The sequence below is a fragment of the Nocardiopsis valliformis DSM 45023 genome (assembly GCF_000340985.1).
Lineage (GTDB): Bacteria > Actinomycetota > Actinomycetes > Streptosporangiales > Streptosporangiaceae > Nocardiopsis > Nocardiopsis exhalans.
Genome location: NZ_ANAZ01000012.1, coordinates 148,209 through 168,907, shown reverse-complemented (window position 1 = coordinate 168,907; position 20,699 = coordinate 148,209). Strand labels below are relative to the sequence as shown.

Here is a 20,699-nt window from a genome sequence, read left to right as displayed (position 1 = left end):
CGGGTACTCCCTTCTCGGGTACTCCCTTCATCCCCTGTCTCAGGCCCTCCCCTGACCGGCCGACCCACGCTGTTCGGCACGGATCTCCCCCCGGGTGCGCCGCGCCTCGGTGATCCCGCCGCCGCCCACCATGGCCCCCTCCAGCACGTCCAAGGCCGACTGAGCCTGCCCCGCCAGCCAGAGCACCTGACCGATCCCGGTGCGCAGGCTCGGGTCGGCGTGCACCCGTTGCTCCGCCGCGCCCAGCCGGGTCAGACCCGCCGCACGCTCCCCCGACAGCAGACGGTTGCGCGCTTCGGCGACCAGCAGCCGGGAGACCGCGGCCCCGTCACCGACCGACTCCCGCTCCCGTGCAGCGTCCGCGTAGTGCCCGGCCGCGGCCGCGTGGTCGCCCCGTTCGAAGGCGAGGTCGCCCAGGAGCGCGGTGAGCAGCGCGCGCGTCCTCGGCCCCGGAACGGGTTCGGCGCTCAGCGCCCGCCGCGCATGTTGGGCGGCCAGCTCCGCCTGTCCCCGAGTGTGGGCGGCGCGGGCGATGTCCAGCCGGTCCCGCTCGGTCCACGGGGACAACCCCCGCGCGTAGGGCGCCAGGGCCAGCGCCATCAGGGGTCGGGCCAGCCGCGGGTGACGTAACAGATAGGCGGATCCGTCCCGGTTGGGGGTGACCAGGTGGCGGTCCTCCAGAGCGTGCACGACACCGGGGGTGAGCGCACTGCCGGTGTCCTCACAGGCCGGGCGGCCCACGCCCTTCTCCCCCGCGACCACCACCCTGCGCAGCCAGGCGTGCGGGACGTCAGGCGGTACGAGGTGCTCGGCGGCCACCTCCTCCAGGACCGCGGCCAGGCGTTCGGTGAGGGCGTGGTCGACCTCGGTGCCAGAGTCCGGAACCAGGGTGGTGCCGGACCCGGCTGCCCCCTCCCACAGGGCCAGCCCCAGGAACTGGAGCAGGGACGGGTCGACCGTGTCTGAGCGGGCGGGGTGGCGCCCGCGCGGGTCGCGGACCGTGCGGGCCTCCTCGACCAGGCGCCCGGGCTCAGTGGGGGCCAGGCGTGAACCGACCAGACCCAGGCAGCGCGCGACCACGTCGGCGGCGGTGCCGGGGCCGAACGGGACCAGTCCGACCTCGGCGTGCTCGACCTCGCGTTTCTCCACCAGGCGGCGGAGTTCGTCGAGGTGTTCGGTGCGCACGGTCAGCAGCAGGCGCAGCTCGGTTCGGTGCTCCAGGGCGGTGAAGAGCTCGTCCAGGAAGTCCTTGCGCGGCTGCTCGGGCGCGGTCGAGCGGCGCAGGAGGAGTTCGGTCTGGTCCAGGGCGGCGAAGACCGGGCGGGGCAGGCCCTGCCGGTCGGTGCTCTCGTGGGTGCGCAGGAAGTCGGTGATCGAGGTCCCCGGGGTGCGGGTGGGGAACTCCGACGGGCTCCACAGCGCCAGCAGGGCTCGGGTGTAGGGGTTCTGGCCGGGCAGGACCGCGGCGGGGAAGGCCGGGTCGAAGCAGAGCTCGCCCGGGGGCAGGACGGCGCTGCCGCGATCGGTGAGGGCGGGGAAGGCCCCGGCGTTGACCAGGGAGGTCTTGCCTACCCCGTTGTCGCCGTGGAGCACGGTGAGCCGGTACCGGGACCAGGAACGCACGAGTTCCTCGGTTTCCGCCCCACGGCCGAGAAAGAAATCTCGATCCTGGGCGAGGAAAGGCCGCGCCCCGACGAAAGGTCCGGGCGCGCGCCCGACGGCGGCTCGTATCATGAAGCAGCTCCCGGCCAGCGAGAATGGGGACTGTCCTGGCTCGAAACAGCGCTGTCCATGGTGCCATGAAACAGGGCCCCTTTCGAGACCCGGCGACATTTCTGTGTCCTTCTCGCTGTACCTTCGGCGCGCCCGCACGACCGCTCGGCGGTATCTGACCCGCGCCCACCAGCACCGCCGTAGCGGCGGGATCGAACTTCCCCCTTCAGCTTCCCTCCGTGTTCAGGCCTTTTGCCCGATCCTCGACAATCGGTCAGGCAAGGACAGCGAGGGCTGCCTTTTCACGGATACGCTTTTCGGTTTGTCGTAGGAAGTTTCCACCACGCACCTGTCCCTCTCCAACATCTTCGCCTACGCTGATTAGTCACACGACCACTCAGAGCGACATCCGCTGATACAACACAACACCAGGGACTTTAAGGCCGCTGATTACCAGAATTTCTGATGGGGCCTATGTGAAACCGGAGGACATCGCGTGACGGTTACCAAAGGGAACCTTCCCGGTCAGGGCGAGAACCGATTCCCGGAGGGGGCCGAAACGGCCGCGGGCAGGTACCCGGAGGTGTGGGGAAGGGTCCCCCCACGCCACAAGAACTTCACCGGACGCGACGAACAGATCCGCGCACTGCACGCGGGCCTGCTCAACCAGGTCACCGCTGTGGTGCCGCATGCCCAGGCCGACCCGATCGTGCCCCACACGCTCCAGGGCTACGGGGGCGTCGGCAAGACCCTGATGGCCGTGGAGTACGCACACCGTTACCGCGGCGAGTACGACCTGGTCTGGTGGGTCCTCGCCGACCAGCCGGGGCTGGTGCACTCCGCCCTGGCCCATCTGGCACCGCACCTGGGTCTGCCCGGCCCGGCGGTGACCGGGGTCGAGGACGCCGCCAACGGGGTGCTGGAGGCCCTGCGCAGGGGCGAGCCGTACTCGCGCTGGCTGCTCGTCTTCGACAACGCCGACGAACCCGAAGAACTCACCGACGTCATCCCGCAGGGGCCCGGACACGTACTGATCACCACCCGCAACCACCGGTGGGCGGGAGTGGCCGAGACCATCCCGGTCAACGTGTTCAGCGAGCGGGAGAGCGTGGAGTTCCTCAGCAAGCGCATCCCCCGGGGCATCACCGCCGAGGAGGCCGTCGACTTGTCCGAGGCCCTGGGACACCTCCCCCTGGCCCTGGAACAGGCCGGCGCCCTCCAGGCCGAGACGGGCATGTCCACCCAGGAGTACCTGCGCCTACTGGCCGAGCGCACCGGTCTGCTGCTGCGCGAGGGCAAACCGCCGGAGTACCCCAAACCGATGACCGCGGCCTGGCAGCTGTCCGTGGAGAAGCTCAACGAGAACCTGCCCGAGGCGATGGAACTGCTGCGCTGCTGCGCCTTCTTCGGCCCGGAGCCGATCCCCCGCGATCTGTTCTTCCCGGTGGAGAACGGCCGCATCCGCCCGGAGATGGCAGAACTCCTGGCCGACCCGATCCGGCTCAGCAAGGCCATCGGCCAGCTGGGCCGCTACGCCCTGATCCGACTCGACGGGGCCAATCGCACCCTTCAGGTGCACCGGCTGGTCCAGGCGTTGCTGCGCGAGGAGCTGGATGAGCGGACCCAGCAGGAGATCCGGCTCGAGGTGTGGTCGTTGCTCAGCGCGGCGGCCCCGGCGAACTTCACCGACGCCCCCGCCCAGACGCGCTACTTCGAACTGCTCTCCCACATGCGTCCGGCCAGGGTGGCCGAGTCCGACCTGCCCGAGGTGCGGCGCTTCGCGCTCGACATGCTGAGGTTCCTGTACGTGTCCGGCAACTACGAGACCGCCAGCCGCCACGCCCGCGACCTCATCGAGCAGTGGTCCGCGGTCTCGGGCGGGGACGACCCGTTCGTACTGGAGGCCCAGGCCCAGTACGCGAACCGGCTCCGTGACCTGGGGCGCTACGTCGAGGCCCACGACCTCAACCGGGCCATCCTGCCCCGGATGCGGCGCACGCTGGGCCACGCGCACCCGGAGACGCTGTCGGTACTCTCCGGGCTGGGCGCCGACTACCGGGCCCGGGGTGACTTCTGGCAGGCGCGCGAGCACGACGAGGAGGTGCTGCGCCAGCACCAGGAGGTCTTCGGTCCGAGCGACCCCGCCACCCTGCTCGCCATGAACAACCTGGCCCTTGGCTACGCGCTCACCAGTGACTTCGCCGAGGCCCGGAGCAGGCACGAGCGCGCCTACATGATGTTCAAACGCAGCGCCCCCACCGGCGGATCGCCCACACTGCTGTGGTTCTGGACCGGGCTGGCCCAGGCCGTCCGGCTGATCGGGGACTACACCGAGGCCTGTGACCTGGGCGAGGACGCTCTCGCCTACGGCCGCGGGCAGTTGGGGATGGAGGACCCCCGAACACTGCGCGCCCAAGTGGACCTGGCGATCGCCCGACGGCTGTCCGGACAGTTGGATGAGGCGCTCGAACTCGGCCAGGACGCCCACGCGCGCTGCCTGAGCCTGCACGGCATCAACCACCCGAGCACCCTGGCCGCGGCGATGTGCCTGGCCAACCTGTGGCGGATGACCGGTGAGCTGGCCGGTGCCCTGGAACTGGCCGAAGACACCGACATGCGCTACACCCAGGCCTACGGAACCGACCACCCCTACAAGCACGGCTGCACGAGCAACGTGGCCCTGTTGTACCGGTTGACCGGCGATCCCGAGCGTTCCCGTTCGATGAACGAGTCGGCGCTGACCGCGCTGGAGGCCCGACTCGGCCGCAACCACCACTACACACTGGCGGCCGCCACCAACCTGGTCGGCGATCTGGCCGCCCTCGGCGAGGGCAAGAACGCCATCCGACTGGGCCGCGGCACCCTGCGCCGCTACCGTGCCCTGCTGGGCGAGGAGCACCCGAGCACCCTGGCCTGCGCCGCCAACCTGGTCCTGGACCTGCGCGGCGAGCAGGAGACCGAGGAGGCCGAGGAACTGGCCGAGCGCACCTTCAACGGCTACCTGCGCACGCTGGGCCGGGAGCACCCGTTCGCCGGAGCCATGGCCGAGGGCCGCAGGCTGGTCGCTGACTTCGACCCGCCCCTGCTCTGAGCCGGGTGCGACACCGCCGCGAGGAGTGGAATCGCCACTCCTGACCAACGGGCGCGAAATCCGAACGCATTCCCGCATTTACCGAACTCTGCACTCCCCTTGGACATCCACAAACCTCACTCACGGGTATTGAAGCCCCGCGCGACGGCGCGGAAGGGCTGACCCGAAGACCTGCTCCCCCAGGGGGCAGGGCGTGTCGGCCAGCACCGGGAATTCTTCCCGTCCCACGAGACCCAAACGGCACATCCGTCGAGGAAGTGACCGTTTCGGCCGGCGGAACGGCGATGTTCCCTGCCCCGAGAGAGGTAGCCGGACCTTGTTTCGACGTACACCACTCACGATTCCGTCACTTCCTTTCCGCATTCTCACCCCGCGGCACCGTGCGCTCAGCAATCCCGGGGAAAAGCGGCACCATTCCTACCCTGGCCGTAGGGCCGCGAACCAGCACCGCCGTCCTCCCGGACCCGCCCTGGCCGCGATCACCGCACTGACCCTGGTGGCCACCTCCTGCAACGTTCCCGAGCCCGAGCACACCGCCGTGGGCGCAGCCCCCGGCGAGGAGGCCGAAGGGGAAGAACTACTGCCCCGGACCCTGAGCATCCTGGGCGCGGGCGACATCCTCGTGCACAGCTCGGTCTGGGAACAGGCCAAACGCGACGGAGGCGGGGAGTTCGACTTCGCACCGATGTTCGAGGGGATCTCCCCCGCCCTGACCGGCACCGACCTGGCCCTGTGTCACCTGGAGGTCCCGCTCGCCCCGGCGGAGGGTCCCTTCACCGGCTACCCGGTGTTCAGCGCCCCGCCCCAGGTGGCGGACGGGCTCGCCGCGGCCGGGTACAACGGCTGCTCCACCGCCTCCAACCACACCCTGGACATGGGCGAGGGCGGTGTCGTGCGCACCCTGGAGGGTCTGGAGGCGGCCGGCCTCGGCGCCGCGGGCAGCGCCCGCACCGAGGATGAGGCCCTCGCCCCGCAGGTCTACGAGGTGGCACCGGCCGACGGCGGGAAACCGGTACCGGTCGCGCACCTGTCCTACACCTACGGTTTCAACGGCTTCCTTCCGCCCGAGGGCAAGGAGTGGATGGGCAACCTCATCGACGAAACAGCGATCCTCGATGAAGCGGCACGCGCCCGCGAGGCCGGGGCCGAGATCGTGGTGCTGTCGATGCACTGGGGCACCGAGTACTCGCACGAGACCGACGAGCACCAGCGGGAACTGTCCGACCTGGTCACCTCCGACGACATCGACCTGATCCTGGGCACCCACGCGCACGTGGTGCAGCCCATGGAGCGGATCGGGGACGACTGGGTGGTCTACGGGATGGGCAACCAGGTCGCCGGGCAGAAGACCCCGCCCATCGACTCCCGCCGCGAGGGGGTCATGGCCCGAGTTCAGTTCGTCGAGACGGCCCCGGGCGAGTGGGAGAGCGGCCTGTTGGAGGCCATCCCGACCTGGGTCGAGCTCAGCCCCGGGCTGCACCTGGTCAACCTGGCCGACGCGCTGGCCGACGAGTCCCTGCCCGAGAGCGACCGCGAGGTCTACCAGGCCGCCCACGACCGCATCATGGACCACGTCGACGGCCTCGGTGTGAGTGAGGATCCGGACTTCGGCACCATCGAGTGACAACGCCCCGGCACGGCCTCCGGGCCGGGGCCGGATGATGACGGATTTCGACGTTTTCCCATGCGGGAGCAGCCAACAGGGTTAGCCTGATCCGGATTCGGCCTCCAGATCACGTTCGGTGGCATCTCCATGACTGAGCGACTCCTGCCCGCCATTTCCGCCTGTGTCGACTGGGCCAGAGAGGCCGAGCCTCCGCCCGTGCTGGAGGTGGACGACCTGGCCCTCCTCCTCGGGGTCCACCACGATTCCGGGGCGCACGATCCCGGTGACTGGACCGTGGACGACGTGCACGAGGTCGCCGCCCTGCTGCGCGAAGGGGGCGAACTTCCGGAAAGCCTCCGGGAGACCTGGCTGGCCTGGTGCGACCACCTGGTCCTCTCCGGCAGGTTGCAGTCCGCGGAGAGCCCTCGTCGGCTGCGCGCCGCCGTCGAGCGGGTCGATCTGAGCCCCGGCAGCCCGGTGCAATCCGGGCCCGACCCCCTGGCCGCGGCCGCCGGCCCTCTCCTGGACCGCCTGGGTTACCAGGAGGACCAGGAACCCGTCCCGCTGCCCGCCTACGTTCCCGCTCCCATGAGCGAACTCGACGCGCGGGCCGGGGCCTGCCCGACCCTGCACTGGGCCGCTCGGCTGGCCGCCTGGGTGGAACCGAACCGGCTCCTGTGCCCGGAGAGCGATCACGACGCCCTGTGCGAGGAGGACACCGCCCGGGCAGCCGAGGCCCTGGACACCGCCCCCGAGGAGGTGTCCTTCCTGTTCACCGTGGCCCGGTCGGCGGGCCTGGTGCGCACGACCTATCTGCACGCGATGCCGGGCCCCGCGGCGCACGCCTGGGCGTGGGAGCTGCCCGGCGCCGCGGCCGACGCCTGGGCTGACGGGCTGGCCGCCATGGCCGCGCTGCCCGGCCCCGTCCCGTTCCTGGTGCTGGCCGAACTGTTCCTGTCCGGCCAGGCGCGGACGCCCGAGGAGCTGGTCCGCGCCTGCGGTCCCGGAGCGGTGCCGGAGGTATCCGAGGAACACGTGCGGCGGGCGCTGGAGGTGCTGGTCTCCCTTGACGCGGTGGAGGAGATCGATCAGGGGAGCTACCGAGCCTCCGGGCTGGGCGACCACTACGTGGCCCGCCGCCTGCGCGCGGCGGGCGTGGATGTGCCGGTGGCCCAGCCGGTGCCCTGGCTGTCCGACTGATGACAAAGGACCAGTTCAGCTGCGGTACTGGCGGTACTGACCGGTGAACACGGTGTCCCCCTCGGCCCCGGAATGTCTGACCTCCGTGCCAGGCTCGACGGCATGGAGACCAGTGCACTCGTCGATGCCTGGCGTCGACTGCTCATCAATCCGCATGCCGCCTGGGTGCTGTTCGAGCACGGCACCTGCGTGGTCCTGACCGAGCCCGGGGAGGACCTGCACGCCCAGGCCCTCGAGCTCCTGCGTGAGTACGGCCCGGTCCGGGCGGGCACCCCGGCCGGGGACTTCGGTGTAATCCACCCTGACACCACGGAGGGGTGGGTGGTGACCGGGCACCACCCCGACATCCTCACCTACGTGCCGCCCGGCGCGGTGGCGGAGGAGTCCGACTTCGCCATCGGGGCGCAGGGGCGCTCCCAGCGGCACCGAGACGGCACGGAGCTCAGGGTCGTCTACGCACAGGACGGCCGGACCGTCTCCGCCGAGGAGACCTGAGCCGACGCACCGCTCCCCCGAGCGGTCAGACCCGGTCGAGGAAGCCGCCGTCCACGACCAGGTTCTGGCCGGTGACGAAGGTGGCGGCCGGGCTGGCCAGGAAGGCCACCGAGCGGGCGACCTCCTCCGGACGGCCCAGACGGCCGTGGGGGATGCGTTCGCGGATGCTCTCGTAGAACTCCGGGTCGCTGTCCTTGCGCCGCTCCCAGCCGCCGCCGGGGAACTCGATGGGGCCGGGCGAGACGGTGTTGACCCGCACGCCGTCGGGCGCCCACTCGCGGGCCAGCGAGGACGCGTGGTGGTTCAGCGCCGCCTTGACCGCACCGTAGGAACGGGCCCCCGCGGGCCGGGTCACGTGCAGGGCCGAGGTGGTGGAGACCAGCACCACCGACCCCCCGTGGTCGGAGCCGAACAGGTAGGGCTTGGCCGCCTCGGCCAGGCGCACGAACGGCATGAGGTCGGCGTTGAAGCCACGCTCCCACTGGTCGGGGGTGGGCGCGCTGCCGCCGGAGACGTTGGAGACGAGCACGTCCAGGCCGCCCAGCGCCGTGGCCGCGTCGTCGACGAAGGACGGCAGCGCGGTGTGGTCGGTGACGTCCAGGTCCCGGGTGAAGACCTTGGCGCCGGTCTCGGAGAGCTCGCGGGCCGCCCGGGCCAGGGGTTCGGGGGTGCGTGCGCAGATCGCGAGGTCGGCGCCCTCCTCAGCGAACACCTGGGCGATGGCGCGGCCGATCCCCCTGCTGGCCCCGGTCACCACGACCTTGGCCCCCGACAGTCCCAGATCCATTGCGTCCACCTTCCGAACTCTCACGTGCGGCCGGTCCCCGCGCGGGTACCGGCGGGCAGATCGTACCGGTGCCCGGGAGGTAGCGGCGCCCTGGACACACGTGTGGGCGGCTCCCCTGCGGGGACACCGCCCACAGGTGGGTCGGCCTAAGCCGGATCAGGCTCCGGTGGAGTGGAACCCGCCGTCGACGTGCACGATCTCGCCGGTGGTGGCCGGGAACCAGTCCGACAACAGGGCCACGACCGCTTTGGCGGCGGGCTCGGGGTCGGTGACGTCCCAGCCCAGCGGGGCGCGCTCGGGCCAGTGCTTGGCCAGCTCCTCGAAACCGGGGATGCTGCGGGCGGCCATGGTGCTCAGCGGACCCGCCGAGACCAGGTTGACCCGCACGTTCTTGTCCCCCACGTAACGGGCCAGGTAGCGGGCGGTGGAGGTCAGCGCGGACTTGGCCACGCCCATCCAGTCGTAGATGGGGTAGGAGACGCTGTTGTCGAAGTCCATGGCGACCACCGAGCCACCGTTACCCATGAGCGGCAGCAGGGAGGTGGTGAGCGACTTCAGCGAGAAGGTGGAGGTGTGCATCGCCTGGGCGACGTCGCTCCACTCGGTGTTGAGGAAGTTACCGCCCAGGGCGTCCTGCGGGGTGAAGCCGATGGAGTGGACGATGCCGTCGAGCCCGTCCACGTGCTCGCCGACCCGCTCGGCCAGGCTGGCGAGGTGCTCGTCGTCGGTGACGTCCAGCTCCAGGACGGGGGGCGTCTCGGGCAGGCGCTTGGCGATGCGCTGCACCAGACCCATGCGGCCGTAGCCGGTGAGCACGACCGTGGCACCCTGCTCCTGGGCGAGGCGGGCGACGTGGAAGGCGATGGAGGAGTCGGTGAGCACACCGGTGACGAGGATGCGCTTACCTTCGAGGATTCCCATGTTCGGGTGGTCCGTCCTGTCTGTGGCTAGGGCGAGTGGGGTGATTGCTTCGGCCGGCTCAGTGGCCCATGCCCAGGCCGCCGTCGACCGGGATGACGGCGCCGGTGACGTAACCGCCGCCGGGGCCGGTGAGGAAGCTGACGGTCTTGGCGATGTCGTCGGTGGAGCCGAGGCGGCCCAGCGGGACGTTCTTCTTGATCTCCGCTTGGCGGTCCTCGGGCAGGGCGGCGGTCATGTCGGTCTCGATGAAACCGGGGGCGACGACGTTCACGGTGATGTTGCGCGAACCCAGTTCGCGGGCCAGGGAGCGGCCGAAACCGACCAGCCCGGCCTTGGAGGCGGCGTAGTTGGCCTGGCCGCCGGAGCCGAGCAGGCCCACGACGGAGGAGATCAGCACGATGCGGCCGAAGCGCTTGCGCATCATGCCGCGCACGGCGCGCTTGGCCACCCGGAAGGAGCCGGTGAGGTTGGTGTCCAGGACGGAGGAGAAGTCGTCCTCGCTCATCAGGGCGAGGAGCTGGTCCTTAGTGACACCGGCGTTGGCGACGAGCACCTCGACCGGCCCCTGGGCCTCCTCGACCTCCTTGAAGGCGGCGTCGACCTGGGCGGAGTCGGTGATGTCGCAGCGCACGCCGAGCAGGCCCTCCGGGGGCTCGCCGGACCGGTAGGTGACCGCCACGTTGTCCCCACCAGCCGCGAGCTCACGGGCGATGGCCAGACCGATCCCTCGGTTGCCACCGGTGACCAGTACCGAGCGCGACATAGGGGCTCCTCTTCTCTGCGGCTGCTCAGCAGCCGCGACGTGTTCGGGTTTCAGGGGTACGCAGTTTCAGGGGTACTCGAGGGGTGGGTGTTCTGGGTGCGGATCGCCTTGCAGGTTACCGAGCTACCCGCCAGTAGACGCAACCGAGGTGCGCAACGGGACCGATCGGTGCGTTCCGGGAGATCACACGCGGCCGACAGGGCCCGGTGGGGCGGGGGTCCAGCGCGGAGATGGACGCGGAGTGAACCCGGTCACCCGGGCTGGTCAGCGGCCCCGGCCGGACCGTTCTGGGCGCCGCCGTTGAGGGGCAGGCCCACGACCAGCCACAGCAGCACCAGCACGGGCGGCACCACCCAGCCGGGCCACTGCCCGCCCAGGAGCGCGAGCGCCCCCACCAGTGCCAGGACGCCCAGGGCGGCGCGCAGTCCGGAGTAGGGTTCGGCCGCCGCGAGCAGGAGGGCCTTGAGACTGGCCGCGCCGTCGTGCGCCCGCCAGTCGAAGGCCCCGGTGAAGACGATCCCCTGCGCGCCCAGCGCGACGAAACCGGCGGCCAGGGCGAGGGCGTACCCGATGAAAAGGGTCGGCGACCCGGTCTCGGCCGCGGCCACGCCCGCCGCCGTCCCGATCACGAACAGGGCCAGCGCGGCGGCTGCGTGGCTCACCCGCTCGGTCCACTCCGACGGTGGTCGCATGGCGTACGCCCTTCTGGCGGCCCTGCTCTCGGGCCGGGGGACGGCTTGCCCCGAGACTATCCAGCGGACACAGCAAGCAAAAGAGGCACATCGCACAAGGAGGAGCCGTTCAGGCCCAGCCCGCGTCGTGGGCGAGAATCGCGGCCTGTACCCGGTTGGACATCTCCAACTTGGCCAGGATGCGGCTGACGTGGGCCTTCACCGTGGTCTCCCGCATGCCCAGGGCCCGTCCCACCTCGGCGTTGGACTTGCCCTCGGCCACCGCCACCAGCACGTGGCGTTCGCGCTCGCTCAGCACCGACAGGCGGCGCAGCGCCTCGGTGCGCCCGGCCGCGGAGTCAGTGGGAGCGGGCGAGGCGAAGCGTTCGAGCATGCGCTTGGTGACGCTGGGCGCGAGCATGGCGTGCCCCTCGTGCACGGTGCGCACGGCGTTGATCAGCTCGCGCGGAGGGGTGTCCTTGAGCAGGAAACCGACCGCTCCGGCGCGCAGCGCGCCGTGCACGTACTCGTCCAGGTCGAAGGTGGTGAGCAGGACGACCCTGGGCGCGTCGGGCAGTTCGCTCAGCCGGGCGGCCGCTGCCAGTCCGTCGGTACCGGGCATGCGGATGTCCAGCAGCACGACGTCCGGGGTGAGCTCCTCGGCCAGACGCACGGCCTCGTCCCCGTCGCTGCCCTCACCGACCACCTCGATGTCGGGGTCGGCCTCCAGGATCATTCGCAGCCCGGACCTGACCAGGAGTTCGTCATCGACCAGGAGTGTGCGGATCACCTTCGGCGCCCTCTTCTTCCTCAACCTCGGTGGTGTGCGGTTCGGGAGTGGGAACCTCGTCCGGGTCCTCTTCCCCCACCGGCAAGATAGCGCGCATCCGCCACCCGCCGTCCGGACACGCCCCGGCACTGAGCTCACCCCCGGCCAGCACGACGCGCTCGCGCAGCCCGGTGAGGCCGTACCCGCTACGCGGCGGGGCGTGCACCGGTCCGGTGACGGGGTCGTTCACCACCTCGACCTCCAGGCGGTCCTCACCGTGGTGCAGCCACACCTGGACGGCGGCGCCGGTGGCGTGTTTGGCGGCGTTGGTCAAACCCTCCTGCACGATCCGGAAGGCGGTGCGCTGGACCGCGGTCGGCAGCGGCCTGACCGTACCGGTCTCCTCACGGTCGACCCGCATCCCGGCCCCGCGCCACTCGTTGATCAGGCGTTCGAGGTCGTCCAGGACGGGCTGGGGCGCGGTGGGCGCGGCGTCCGTACCGTCGTCGCGCAGGACCCCCAGGATGCCGCGCAGCTCCGCCAGGGCCTCGCGTCCGGTGGTGCGGATGAGCCCGGCGGCCTCGACGGTGCGCGGTTCGGTGGCCGACACCTCCAGGCCGCCCGCGTGCAGCACCATCAGGCTGACCCGGTGGGCGACCACGTCGTGCATCTCGCGGGCGATGCGGGTGCGTTCGGCGCCGATGGCTTGCTCGGCCATCATGTGCTGTTCGCGCTCCAGGCGTTCGGCCCGTTCCTGGAGGCGGTCGATGAGCTGGCGGCGGGTGCCGATCCACAGTCCGGCGATGGTCGGGACCACCAGGAACAGGATCGCGCTCATGACGAAGGCGAACACCGTGGGGCTGAAGGGGACCGCGACCCCCAGGCAGCCCAGTGCGAACCAGCCGACGAGGGGTTTGCGTTCGCTGAAGTGCGCCGGGTAGGAGTACAGGCCCACCATGAGCGGGACCGGGTTCCCGTACAGGAACAGGAGTGCCAGACCGGTCAGCATGAGCCATTTGGGGGCGGTACGGCGCCACAGCATCGTCGCCGAGGCCAGGACCCCGGGCACCACGAAGACCAGGAAACCCCACAGCAGGATGATCCACTGGTTCTCGAGGAGACGGGACTCCACCGGGAAGAGGAAGGTGATGGAGCCGAGGTTGGCCCCCAGCCCCGCCAGCATCCCGAGGCCGGTCAAGGGCAGGGTGAAGATCGCGTAGAACCAGTCGGCGATGCGCAGCCGGCGCTCCCACCACCACGTGCCGTTGTGCTGGAGCAGGTCCCTCAGGCCGGTAAGCCGATCGTTCAGCCAGGTTCTCACCCGCCCGAGTCTAGGCCGGGGCCGCCGCCCGCCTCGTACCTTCGACGGACACTCCCCCGGCACCCGTACGATCGTCGGCCCGCCGCACCGCCCCAGGCCAGGAGGGGTTTCGCGGGCCGGGGCACCGGAAGCAGCCGCGGGGACCCCCTACGAAAGTGGGGGGTGTGCCCTGACGAAGGAGTCCGCAACCCCGCCCTCGTCATGCCTTTGGCCGGTATCAGGATCAGCCCCGGGGCTGAGGTGCCGCGAGCCGTCCCGCAACTAGCGTGGAGAACACGCCGAAGAGACCGGGGTTCACACGCCCCGCCGGCACCATCGCTTCCCGCACCACCCGACTTCTGGAGTTCTCCCGTGACCGAGTCCGTATTCAAGCCCGCCGCCCCGGTCCAAGCCCCGCCGGTGGTGGTGGCGAGAGGACTCACCAAGATCTACGACACCGGCGGCAGCCAGGTGCACGCCCTGGCCGGGGTGGACGTGGAGTTCCACCGGGGCGCGTTCACCGCCATCATGGGCCCCTCCGGGTCGGGCAAGTCGACCCTCATGCACTGCCTGGCCGGTCTGGACGTACCCACCTCCGGCACCGTCCACCTGGGCCGCACCCAGATCACCGGGATGCGCGACGGGGACCTCACTCTGCTGCGCCGCGACCGCATCGGCTTCATCTTCCAGTCCTTCAACCTGCTGCCGATGCTCACCGCCGAGCAGAACATCCTGCTCCCCTCGCAGATCGCCAAGCGCAAGGTCGACCAGGCCCGCTTCGACCACATCGTCGACGTCGTGGGCCTGCGTGACCGGCTCGACCACCTGCCCGCCAAGCTCTCCGGCGGTCAGCAGCAGCGCGTGGCGGTCGCCCGCGCCCTGCTCAACGCGCCCGAGGTGGTCTACGCCGACGAGCCCACCGGCAACCTGGACTCCCGTTCGGGCGCCGAGGTGCTGGCCTTCCTCCGCGACTCGGCCAAGGACCTGAACCAGACGATCGTCATGGTCACCCACGACCCGGTCGCCGCCTCCTACGCCGACCGCGTGGTGTTCCTGCGTGACGGGAGCCTGGTGGACGAGGTGCTCAACCCGACCGCCGAGACCGTCTCCGAGCACCTGCTGAAGCTGGAGGCCTGAGCCCCCATGCTGCGCACCACACTCGCCGGGCTCAGACTCCACAAGTCCCGGTACGTCACCACCGTCCTGGCCATCCTGCTCGGCGTCATGTTCGTCTCGGGCACCCTGGTCTTCGCCGACACCCTCGAGGCCAGCTACGAGGAGTCGGTGATGGGGTCGGCGACCAGCGTCGACGCCATCGCTGTTCCCGAGGCGGAGGAGGGCGAGGACGAGGACGGCTTCCCGCTGGACCCCGTCCCCTTCAACGACGCCGTGCTCGACGACATCCGCGCCCTGCCCGAGGTCGCCGAGGCCGACGGGCTGGTCCGGGGCCAGGCCGTGCTCCTGGACGCCGAGGGCCGTGCCTTCGGTTTCACTCCGCCCTCCGCCATCGGGCTCGGTGAGACCAGCCGGTTCTCCGCGAGCGAGGGAGAGCTTCCCGCCGCCGACGACGAGATCGCCCTGGCCACCTCCACCTCCAGCCAGACCGGTTTCGAGGTCGGCGACACCGTCACCGTGCTCGACCCTGACCAGGACAACCGCGAGTTCACCGTCACCGGTCTGGTCAACTTCGGTGTCGACCCCAGCTACAGCTTCGGCGGCGCCGTCGTCTTCGCCCCGGACACCGTCGAGGAGATGACCGGAGCCAGCGGCTACTCCGAGATCAACGTGCTGTCCGCCGAGGGCACCACCGACGAGGAGGCCGCCGCCGCGGTCTCCACAGTCACCGGTACCGACGTGCAGACCGGTGCGGAGTTCGGCGAGGCGATGGCGGAGGCGTCCGGGTCCGAGACCGCGATCCTGCGTATCGCGCTGCTCCTCTTCGGCGTCATCGCGATGTTCGTCGCCGGGATCGTCATCTACAACACCTTCGCGATCCTCATCGCCCAGCGCCAGCGCGAACTCGCCCTGCTGCGCTGTGTGGGTGCCAAACGCGGCCAGATCTTCCGTTCCGTACTCACCGAGTCGTTCGTGGTCGGCCTGTTCGCCTCCGCGCTCGGGGTGCTCGCCGGCACCGGAATCGGCGCGCTCGGGGCCCGGTTCGGCGGCCAGTTGATAGGCACCGACGCCACCGCCTCCTTGGTGGTCAGCCCCACCGCGGTGATCGTCGGCCTGCTCGTCGGCACCCTGATGACGGTGTTCTCCGCTCTGGTTCCGGCCACCCGCGCCACCCGTGTGGCCCCGCTGGCGGCCCTGCGCACCAGCGCCACCGCCGCCGGCCTGGAGAAGGGCACCGGTTGGATGCGTGTGGTGTTCGGTCTGGTGGCCTTCGCTGTCTCCGCCGCTCTGGTCGGTCTGTCCCAGTCGATGAGCCCCGACCCCAACGGACTGTTCATCGTGACCGGTGCCGCCTTGGTCGCCTTCGTCGGTGTGGTGATCCTCGGCCCGCTACTGGTGCGCGGGATCGTGCGTGTCATCGGTATCCCTTTGCGCCGTGTGGGTGTGCCCAGCATGCTGGCGGTGGACAACTCCACCCGGAGCCCGCGCCGTGCCGCCACCGCGATGATCGCCCTTACCGTGGGCGCCACGCTCATCACCGGATACTCGGTGATCAGCGCGTCATTCGAGAGCACCATGACCAAGCAGCTGGACGAGAGCTTCCCGGTGGACTACCAGGTGAGCGCCCAGTACGCGCCCGACGGCCCGGCGACCACCGCGGGCACCGAAGAGGAGACACCAGAACAGGACGCCCCTGAAGAGGGTGTCACCGCGCAGGGCGCTCCCGAGGACGGGGCCACCGAGGGCCCGGGCAGCGAGGAAGGGGCCGTCGCCGAGGGTGGAACCATCGAGGACGAAGCCGTCGACGAGGAGAGCGGAGCCCCCCTGGTTCCGAAGGAGGTCGAGGAGAAGCTGTCCGCCAGCCCCCTCCTGGACAAGGTGATGTCCGAGCGCGCCGCCTACCTCGACGACTACACGGATCTCGACAGCATGGGGCTGCCTGTGTCCGCGTACTTCGGCGCCGAGATGGGCGTCGACATGCGGGCCGAGACCGTCGAGGGTGATCTGGACGACTTCGGGACCGGCAAGGTTCTACTCACCGAGAGCTACGCGGACGGCACGGAGGTCGGCGACACGATCACCCTGCCCTCTCCGGGAGGCGATCTCGATCTGGAGGTTGCCGCGGTCCTGGAGAACGGTGCGGCCTTCTGGGGCGCGGTCATCACCCCGGAGGACTTCACCGCGGCTTTCCCCTCCGTCGAGGAGGGCCGTTACCTCCACATCCGGGCCGCTGAAGGCACCGACCCGGCCGAGGTTCGCGAGGCCGTCTACGCGGCGGTCGACGACTACCCGATGGTCCAGGTCATGTCGGTCGCGGAGATGAAGAACCAGTTCTCCGAGATGATGAACATCGCCTTCTACACGATCGCGGCGATGCTGGGCCTGGCGATCATCATCGCGGTGTTCGGTATCTCCAACACAATGGCGCTGTCGGTCCTGGAGCGCACCCGTGAATCCGCGCTGCTGCGGGCGCTGGGGCTGGCCAAGGGGCAGCTGCGCCGGATGCTCAGTGTCGAGGCCGTGCTGCTGTGCCTGATCGGTGCGGGTATCGGTATTGCCCTGGGTGTGCTGTTCGGCTGGGCGGCCGGTGCCGCGATCCTGCCGGGCCTGGTGTTCAGTATCCCGACCGCCCAGATCACGGTGTTCATCGCGATCGCGGTCCTGGCCGGTCTGCTGGCCGCGGTGCTGCCCGCCCGCCGGGCCGCCGGAACCTCGATCACCGGGGCGCTCGCCAGCGAGTAGACCCGGTCCGCAACCCGGGGTCAAAACCGAACAGAGCGACGGAAAATCGGCGCGGGCCCTCACCTACGGGTGGGGGCCCGCGCCTACTGTGTCCGTAGTCCTGGGGAGGTTGTCGTATGAGTGGTTCGGCGTCGGTACCGGTCACCACCGGGCAGGTGGCGTGGGGGACGCCCGCCGCCCGGTGGATGCTGACCGCCACGGTGCTGGGTTCGGGGATGGCGTTCCTGGACTCGACCGTCGTGACGGTGGCGCTGCCCGCCATCCAGGGCGACCTGGACACCGGTCTGGCCGGGCTCCAATGGATCGTCAACGGCTACATGGTGACGCTGTCCGCGCTGATCCTGCTCAGCGGTTCGCTCTCCGACCGGTTCGGCCGGGTGCGGTTGTTCATGGTCGGTGTGGCGGTGTTCGCGCTGGCCTCCGCGCTGTGCACGTTCGCGCCGACGCTGGAGTGGCTGGTCGCCGGGCGGGTGCTCCAGGGGGTGGGCGGCGCGCTACTGACCCCGGGCAGCCTGGCCATCCTGCAGGCGGGTTTCCGTCAGGATGACCGGGCGCGGGCGATCGGCGCCTGGTCGGGGCTGACCGGTGTGGCCGCGGCGGTGGGGCCCTTCGTGGGCGGCTGGCTGGTGCAGATCGGCGACTGGCGGCTGATCTTCCTGATCAACCTGCCGATCGCGGCCGTGGTGCTGTTGATCTCCTGGTTCAAGGTGCCCGAATCCCGGGATGTCACGGCGGCCCAGCGGTTGGACTACAGCGGGGCTCTGCTAGGTGTGGTGGCGCTGGCCGGGATTACCTACGCGCTGATCCAGTGGGGCGCGGTGGGCGGCACCCCCGCGGTGTGGACCGCCGTGGCCGTGGGTGTGCTGGCTCTGGCCGCGTTCCTGTTCACCGAGGCGCGCAGCTCCAGCCCGATGCTGCCGCTGGGCATCTTCCGGTCACTGCCGTTCAGCGTGACCAACGCGGCCACCGTGCTGATCTACGGTTCGCTCGGGCCGCTGCTGTTCCTGCTGGTGATCTACCTCCAGGATGTGTCGGGCTATTCCCCGATCGCCGCCGGGGCAGCCTCTCTGCCGATCACCGTCCTGATGCTGCTGCTGTCGGCCCGCTCGGGCAAGCTGGCCGCGCGAATCGGGCCGAGGCTCCAGCTGGTGGTGGGCCCGCTGCTGCTGGCCGCCGGGTTCTGGCTGCTGTCCCGGCTGACGGCGGAGGCCCACTACCTGACCGGGGTGCTGCCGGGGGTCCTGCTGGTTGCGCTGGGCCTGGCCACGACCGTGGCCCCGCTGACCGCGACGGTGCTCGCCTCGGCCTCGGAGCGGCACGCCGGGCTGGCTTCGGGCGTGAACAACACGTTCGCTCGTGGCGCGCAGCTGATCGGTGTGGCAGCGGTGCCGGTGCTGGCCGGGATCGGCGGTTCGAGCGGTGAGGCTTCGGGGGCGCACGGGGACGCCTCGGCGCTCGCCGACGGTTTCGGCACGGCGATGCTGATCCTGGTGGTGCTGTGCGTGCTCGCGTCGCTGTGCGCATTGCTGCTGCCGCGCGGCCGGATGCCCGAGGCTGCCGAAGCGGCCGACCGTGGTTCCCCGCCGGAGGGGGCCAGCTCCCCGGAGCCGCTCGGCCGGGAGCAGCCGCCGCGGTTCTGCGGTGTGTCCGGTCCTCCGCTGCGCTCCTGCCCCGGCTCAACCGCCGGAAGTGGCGCCGACGGCCCTTTGAGCGGGTAGGGGCCCGGTCAGTTCTCGTAGCCCTCCGGGGGGCGATCGTTGACGGCGTTGGGGTCGGAGACCACGTTCAGCGCCTCCTCCTCAGCGCTGCGGTCACCACCCCAGCGTTGCCGGGGGATGGCGCTGCCCAGGCGCTCGGCGCGCACTCCGTCGTTGATGCCGAGCCGTCCGCGGCTGTCCTCGTCGACGAAGTCGTAGCTGAGGATGTTGTGGTCGGGGTCAAGGACCCGCTCTCGTTGGGCGACCTCACTCACCTGGGGGTCGTCCCCCAGGTCCAGGTCCACCTCGTAGGGCTGTTCGGTCACTGTGTCCGCCTCCTTTCCCAGGGTCTTCCCCGCTTTGACCTCGATGATCACTCAATTCTGCGCTCCGGCGAAGAAACATGTGCCTGGGTGAGGAATGTCGGGTCCGAACACGGGAAAAGGACCCCGGGGCGGGTGCCTCGAGGTCCTTGCGGTGCTCGGTTCAGGGTTGGTCGGACTCGTCGACCTCGTGGATGGCCGCCTCCTCCGCGCCGGGTGCGTCAATGTCGAAGTCCTCACGCGGGATGACATCGTCGCGTTCCTCTCGGACCTCCTGGTCGATGCCCCGCTCGGTGGCGGCGCTCTCGTCCTCGAAGGTGTAGCCGTAGACCGGCGCGTCCGGGTTCTGGCGGCTCTCCGCCAGGGCGATCTCGCTCTCCTCGGGGTCCTCCCCCATGTCGGCGTCGACGTCGTAGGGCTGTTCGGACATGCGCTCCCCCTTGCTCACCGTCCTGACACTCGTATGGTCGCAGTTCAGGGGCGGTGGACGAAAGGGGACACGGCTCCGGGGCAGGTCCGGGTCAGCGGCGGGCGTTCTCCGCGTGTCGCAGGCGCAGCGGGCGCAGCGCCGCCTCCAGGGCGACCGCGCCGTCGAGTTTGCTCTGGCCGACCACCCGGTCCTCGAAGTGGATGGGGATCTCCATGATCTTCTGGCCGCGGCGGAAGGCCCGGTAGTGCATCTCGACCTGGAAGGCGTAGCCGGTGCTCTCGATACTGGCCAGGTCCAGCACGTCCAGGGCCGAGGCCCGCCAGATCTTAAAACCGGCGGTGACGTCCTGGACCGGGATGGACAGGACCGTCTTGACGTAGGTATTGGCCCACCCGCTCAGCAGCCGGCGGCGCAGTCCCCACGCCGCGGAGAGGCTGCCGCCGGGCACGTAGCGGCTGCCGATGACCACGCCGGCGTTGGTGGAGTGCAGGGTGCCCAGCAGCTGGGGGACGTAGCCCACCGGATGGCTGAGGTCGGCGTCCATCTGCACCACGTAGTCGGCGCCGTCGGCCAGGGCCCGGGTCATGCCCTCCACGTAGGCGCGGCCGAGGCCGTCCTTGCGGGTGCGGTGGACCACCGAGAGCCGTCCGAGGTATTCCACGGCGAGCTTGTCGGCGATCTCCCCGGTGCCGTCCGGTGAGTTGTCGTCCACCACCACGATCCGCAGCCGCGGCAGGTCCAACGCCATGAGCTGGGCCACCAGGACGGGCAGGTTCCCGGCCTCGTCGTAGGTGGGCACCACCACGGTCAGCGCCGAGCTCCGCCAGGGCTCGGGCAGCGCCACCGGCTCGGGGTTGACCCGCACCGGGGTGGCGGAGGCGTGCTCCGGGGGCGTCGGTTGGGAGGGCATGCGCGGCGGCTCCTGAGTACGTGGACGTCGGTGCTGGATTGCGGTAAAGAAGTACGGGGGTTCGGTACTGGCGAGTAGGGGGTGTGTACAGGATCACGCATAAGGCGCTCACCGCACAATAGGCGTGAACGGTAGGGTACGCGCTTCTTCCCCAGCCAAGCGGCG

At 70.4% G+C, this 20,699-nt stretch carries 17 protein-coding genes; 7 read left to right on the top strand and 10 right to left on the bottom strand.

Features of this window, described 5'->3' with window-relative positions:
* Positions 1 to 39: 39 nt before the first annotated feature.
* A complete protein-coding gene (locus tag D457_RS0113160; RefSeq protein WP_026116610.1) occupies positions 40 to 1,734 on the bottom strand; it encodes an nSTAND1 domain-containing NTPase in 1,695 nt (564 codons plus the stop codon).
* A 475-nt stretch (positions 1,735 to 2,209) separates the two neighbouring features.
* On the opposite strand from D457_RS0113160, the gene fxsT reads away from it, so the two are divergent.
* From fxsT to D457_RS0113140, 4 genes are all read left to right on the top strand, one after another.
* Positions 2,210 to 4,804, top strand: coding sequence for an FxSxx-COOH system tetratricopeptide repeat protein (gene fxsT, locus D457_RS0113155; RefSeq protein WP_017581131.1), 2,595 nt, complete (start codon positions 2,210 to 2,212; stop codon positions 4,802 to 4,804).
* A gap of 496 nt (positions 4,805 to 5,300) precedes the next feature.
* Complete coding sequence (locus D457_RS0113150) at positions 5,301 to 6,428, top strand: CapA family protein (RefSeq protein WP_017581130.1); 1,128 nt, start codon at positions 5,301 to 5,303, stop codon at positions 6,426 to 6,428.
* A gap of 129 nt (positions 6,429 to 6,557) precedes the next feature.
* Positions 6,558 to 7,610 carry a hypothetical protein gene (locus D457_RS0113145; protein ID WP_017581129.1) on the top strand — a complete coding sequence of 351 codons (1,053 nt, stop codon included), beginning with the start codon at positions 6,558 to 6,560 and terminating at the stop codon, positions 7,608 to 7,610.
* A 102-nt stretch (positions 7,611 to 7,712) separates the two neighbouring features.
* Positions 7,713 to 8,105, top strand: a complete 393-nt coding sequence (locus D457_RS0113140; protein ID WP_026116608.1) for a hypothetical protein — start codon at positions 7,713 to 7,715, stop codon at positions 8,103 to 8,105.
* A 25-nt stretch (positions 8,106 to 8,130) separates the two neighbouring features.
* Here D457_RS0113140 and D457_RS0113135 read toward each other — a convergent pair whose 3' ends face one another.
* The 6 genes from D457_RS0113135 to D457_RS0113110 all read right to left on the bottom strand — a co-directional run bounded on the left by D457_RS0113135 (position 8,131) and on the right by D457_RS0113110 (position 13,337).
* On the bottom strand, positions 8,131 to 8,892 hold the full coding sequence (locus tag D457_RS0113135) for an SDR family NAD(P)-dependent oxidoreductase (RefSeq protein ID WP_017581127.1): 762 nt from the start codon (positions 8,890 to 8,892) through the stop codon (positions 8,131 to 8,133).
* 156 nt (positions 8,893 to 9,048) lie between these two features.
* On the bottom strand, positions 9,049 to 9,813 hold the full coding sequence (fabI, locus tag D457_RS0113130) for an enoyl-ACP reductase FabI (protein ID WP_017581126.1): 765 nt from the start codon (positions 9,811 to 9,813) through the stop codon (positions 9,049 to 9,051).
* Positions 9,814 to 9,871: 58 nt separating this feature from the next.
* The gene (gene fabG, locus D457_RS0113125) at positions 9,872 to 10,576 is read right to left on the bottom strand and encodes a beta-ketoacyl-ACP reductase (RefSeq protein WP_017581125.1); all 705 of its coding nucleotides are present in this window, start codon (positions 10,574 to 10,576) and stop codon (positions 9,872 to 9,874) included.
* A 251-nt stretch (positions 10,577 to 10,827) separates the two neighbouring features.
* Positions 10,828 to 11,268 carry a hypothetical protein gene (locus D457_RS0113120; RefSeq protein ID WP_017581124.1) on the bottom strand — a complete coding sequence of 147 codons (441 nt, stop codon included), beginning with the start codon at positions 11,266 to 11,268 and terminating at the stop codon, positions 10,828 to 10,830.
* A 109-nt stretch (positions 11,269 to 11,377) separates the two neighbouring features.
* Positions 11,378 to 12,037 carry a response regulator gene (locus tag D457_RS0113115; protein WP_017581123.1) on the bottom strand — a complete coding sequence of 220 codons (660 nt, stop codon included), beginning with the start codon at positions 12,035 to 12,037 and terminating at the stop codon, positions 11,378 to 11,380.
* The gene (locus D457_RS0113110) at positions 12,012 to 13,337 is read right to left on the bottom strand and encodes a sensor histidine kinase (RefSeq protein ID WP_017581122.1); all 1,326 of its coding nucleotides are present in this window, start codon (positions 13,335 to 13,337) and stop codon (positions 12,012 to 12,014) included. The genes D457_RS0113115 and D457_RS0113110 overlap by 26 nt, the downstream gene beginning before the upstream one ends.
* 351 nt (positions 13,338 to 13,688) lie before the next feature.
* Between D457_RS0113110 and D457_RS0113105 the strand changes: the two genes are divergently transcribed.
* The 3 genes from D457_RS0113105 (at position 13,689) to D457_RS0113095 (ending at position 18,892) form a co-directional block, all read left to right on the top strand.
* Positions 13,689 to 14,453: an ABC transporter ATP-binding protein gene (locus D457_RS0113105; protein WP_017581121.1), complete on the top strand. Its 765-nt coding sequence runs from the start codon at positions 13,689 to 13,691 to the stop codon at positions 14,451 to 14,453.
* A gap of 6 nt (positions 14,454 to 14,459) precedes the next feature.
* Positions 14,460 to 17,174 carry an ABC transporter permease gene (locus D457_RS0113100; RefSeq protein ID WP_017581120.1) on the top strand — a complete coding sequence of 905 codons (2,715 nt, stop codon included), beginning with the start codon at positions 14,460 to 14,462 and terminating at the stop codon, positions 17,172 to 17,174.
* Positions 17,175 to 17,290: 116 nt separating this feature from the next.
* Complete coding sequence (locus tag D457_RS0113095; protein WP_017581119.1) at positions 17,291 to 18,892, top strand: MFS transporter; 1,602 nt, start codon at positions 17,291 to 17,293, stop codon at positions 18,890 to 18,892.
* Between the two features lie 8 nt (positions 18,893 to 18,900).
* Here D457_RS0113095 and D457_RS32485 read toward each other — a convergent pair whose 3' ends face one another.
* From D457_RS32485 to D457_RS0113080, 3 genes are all read right to left on the bottom strand, one after another.
* Positions 18,901 to 19,197, bottom strand: a complete 297-nt coding sequence (locus D457_RS32485) for a hypothetical protein (protein WP_026116607.1) — start codon at positions 19,195 to 19,197, stop codon at positions 18,901 to 18,903.
* Between the two features lie 160 nt (positions 19,198 to 19,357).
* Positions 19,358 to 19,624 (bottom strand): hypothetical protein, encoded by a 267-nt coding sequence (locus tag D457_RS0113085; protein ID WP_017581117.1) that lies wholly within the window; start codon positions 19,622 to 19,624, stop codon positions 19,358 to 19,360.
* Between the two features lie 91 nt (positions 19,625 to 19,715).
* Positions 19,716 to 20,534 carry a polyprenol monophosphomannose synthase gene (locus D457_RS0113080; protein WP_017581116.1) on the bottom strand — a complete coding sequence of 273 codons (819 nt, stop codon included), beginning with the start codon at positions 20,532 to 20,534 and terminating at the stop codon, positions 19,716 to 19,718.
* Positions 20,535 to 20,699: the final 165 nt, after the last annotated feature.

Bases quoted from the DNA above. Each gene is read 5' to 3' on its own strand.
- fabG (WP_017581125.1), bottom strand. From the start codon at position 10,576: ATGTCGCGCTCGGTACTGGTCACCGGTGGCAACCGAGGGATCGGTCTG.
- D457_RS0113135 (WP_017581127.1), bottom strand. From the start codon at position 8,892: ATGGATCTGGGACTGTCGGGGGCCAAGGTCGTGGTGACCGGGGCCAGC.
- D457_RS0113140 (WP_026116608.1), top strand. From the start codon at position 7,713: ATGGAGACCAGTGCACTCGTCGATGCCTGGCGTCGACTGCTCATCAAT.
- D457_RS0113100 (WP_017581120.1), top strand. From the start codon at position 14,460: ATGCTGCGCACCACACTCGCCGGGCTCAGACTCCACAAGTCCCGGTAC.
- D457_RS0113145 (WP_017581129.1), top strand. From the start codon at position 6,558: ATGACTGAGCGACTCCTGCCCGCCATTTCCGCCTGTGTCGACTGGGCC.
- D457_RS0113080 (WP_017581116.1), bottom strand. From the start codon at position 20,534: ATGCCCTCCCAACCGACGCCCCCGGAGCACGCCTCCGCCACCCCGGTG.
- D457_RS0113160 (WP_026116610.1), bottom strand. From the start codon at position 1,734: ATGATACGAGCCGCCGTCGGGCGCGCGCCCGGACCTTTCGTCGGGGCG.
- D457_RS0113095 (WP_017581119.1), top strand. From the start codon at position 17,291: ATGAGTGGTTCGGCGTCGGTACCGGTCACCACCGGGCAGGTGGCGTGG.
- fabI (WP_017581126.1), bottom strand. From the start codon at position 9,813: ATGGGAATCCTCGAAGGTAAGCGCATCCTCGTCACCGGTGTGCTCACC.
- D457_RS0113120 (WP_017581124.1), bottom strand. From the start codon at position 11,268: ATGCGACCACCGTCGGAGTGGACCGAGCGGGTGAGCCACGCAGCCGCC.
- D457_RS0113085 (WP_017581117.1), bottom strand. From the start codon at position 19,624: ATGTCCGAACAGCCCTACGACGTCGACGCCGACATGGGGGAGGACCCC.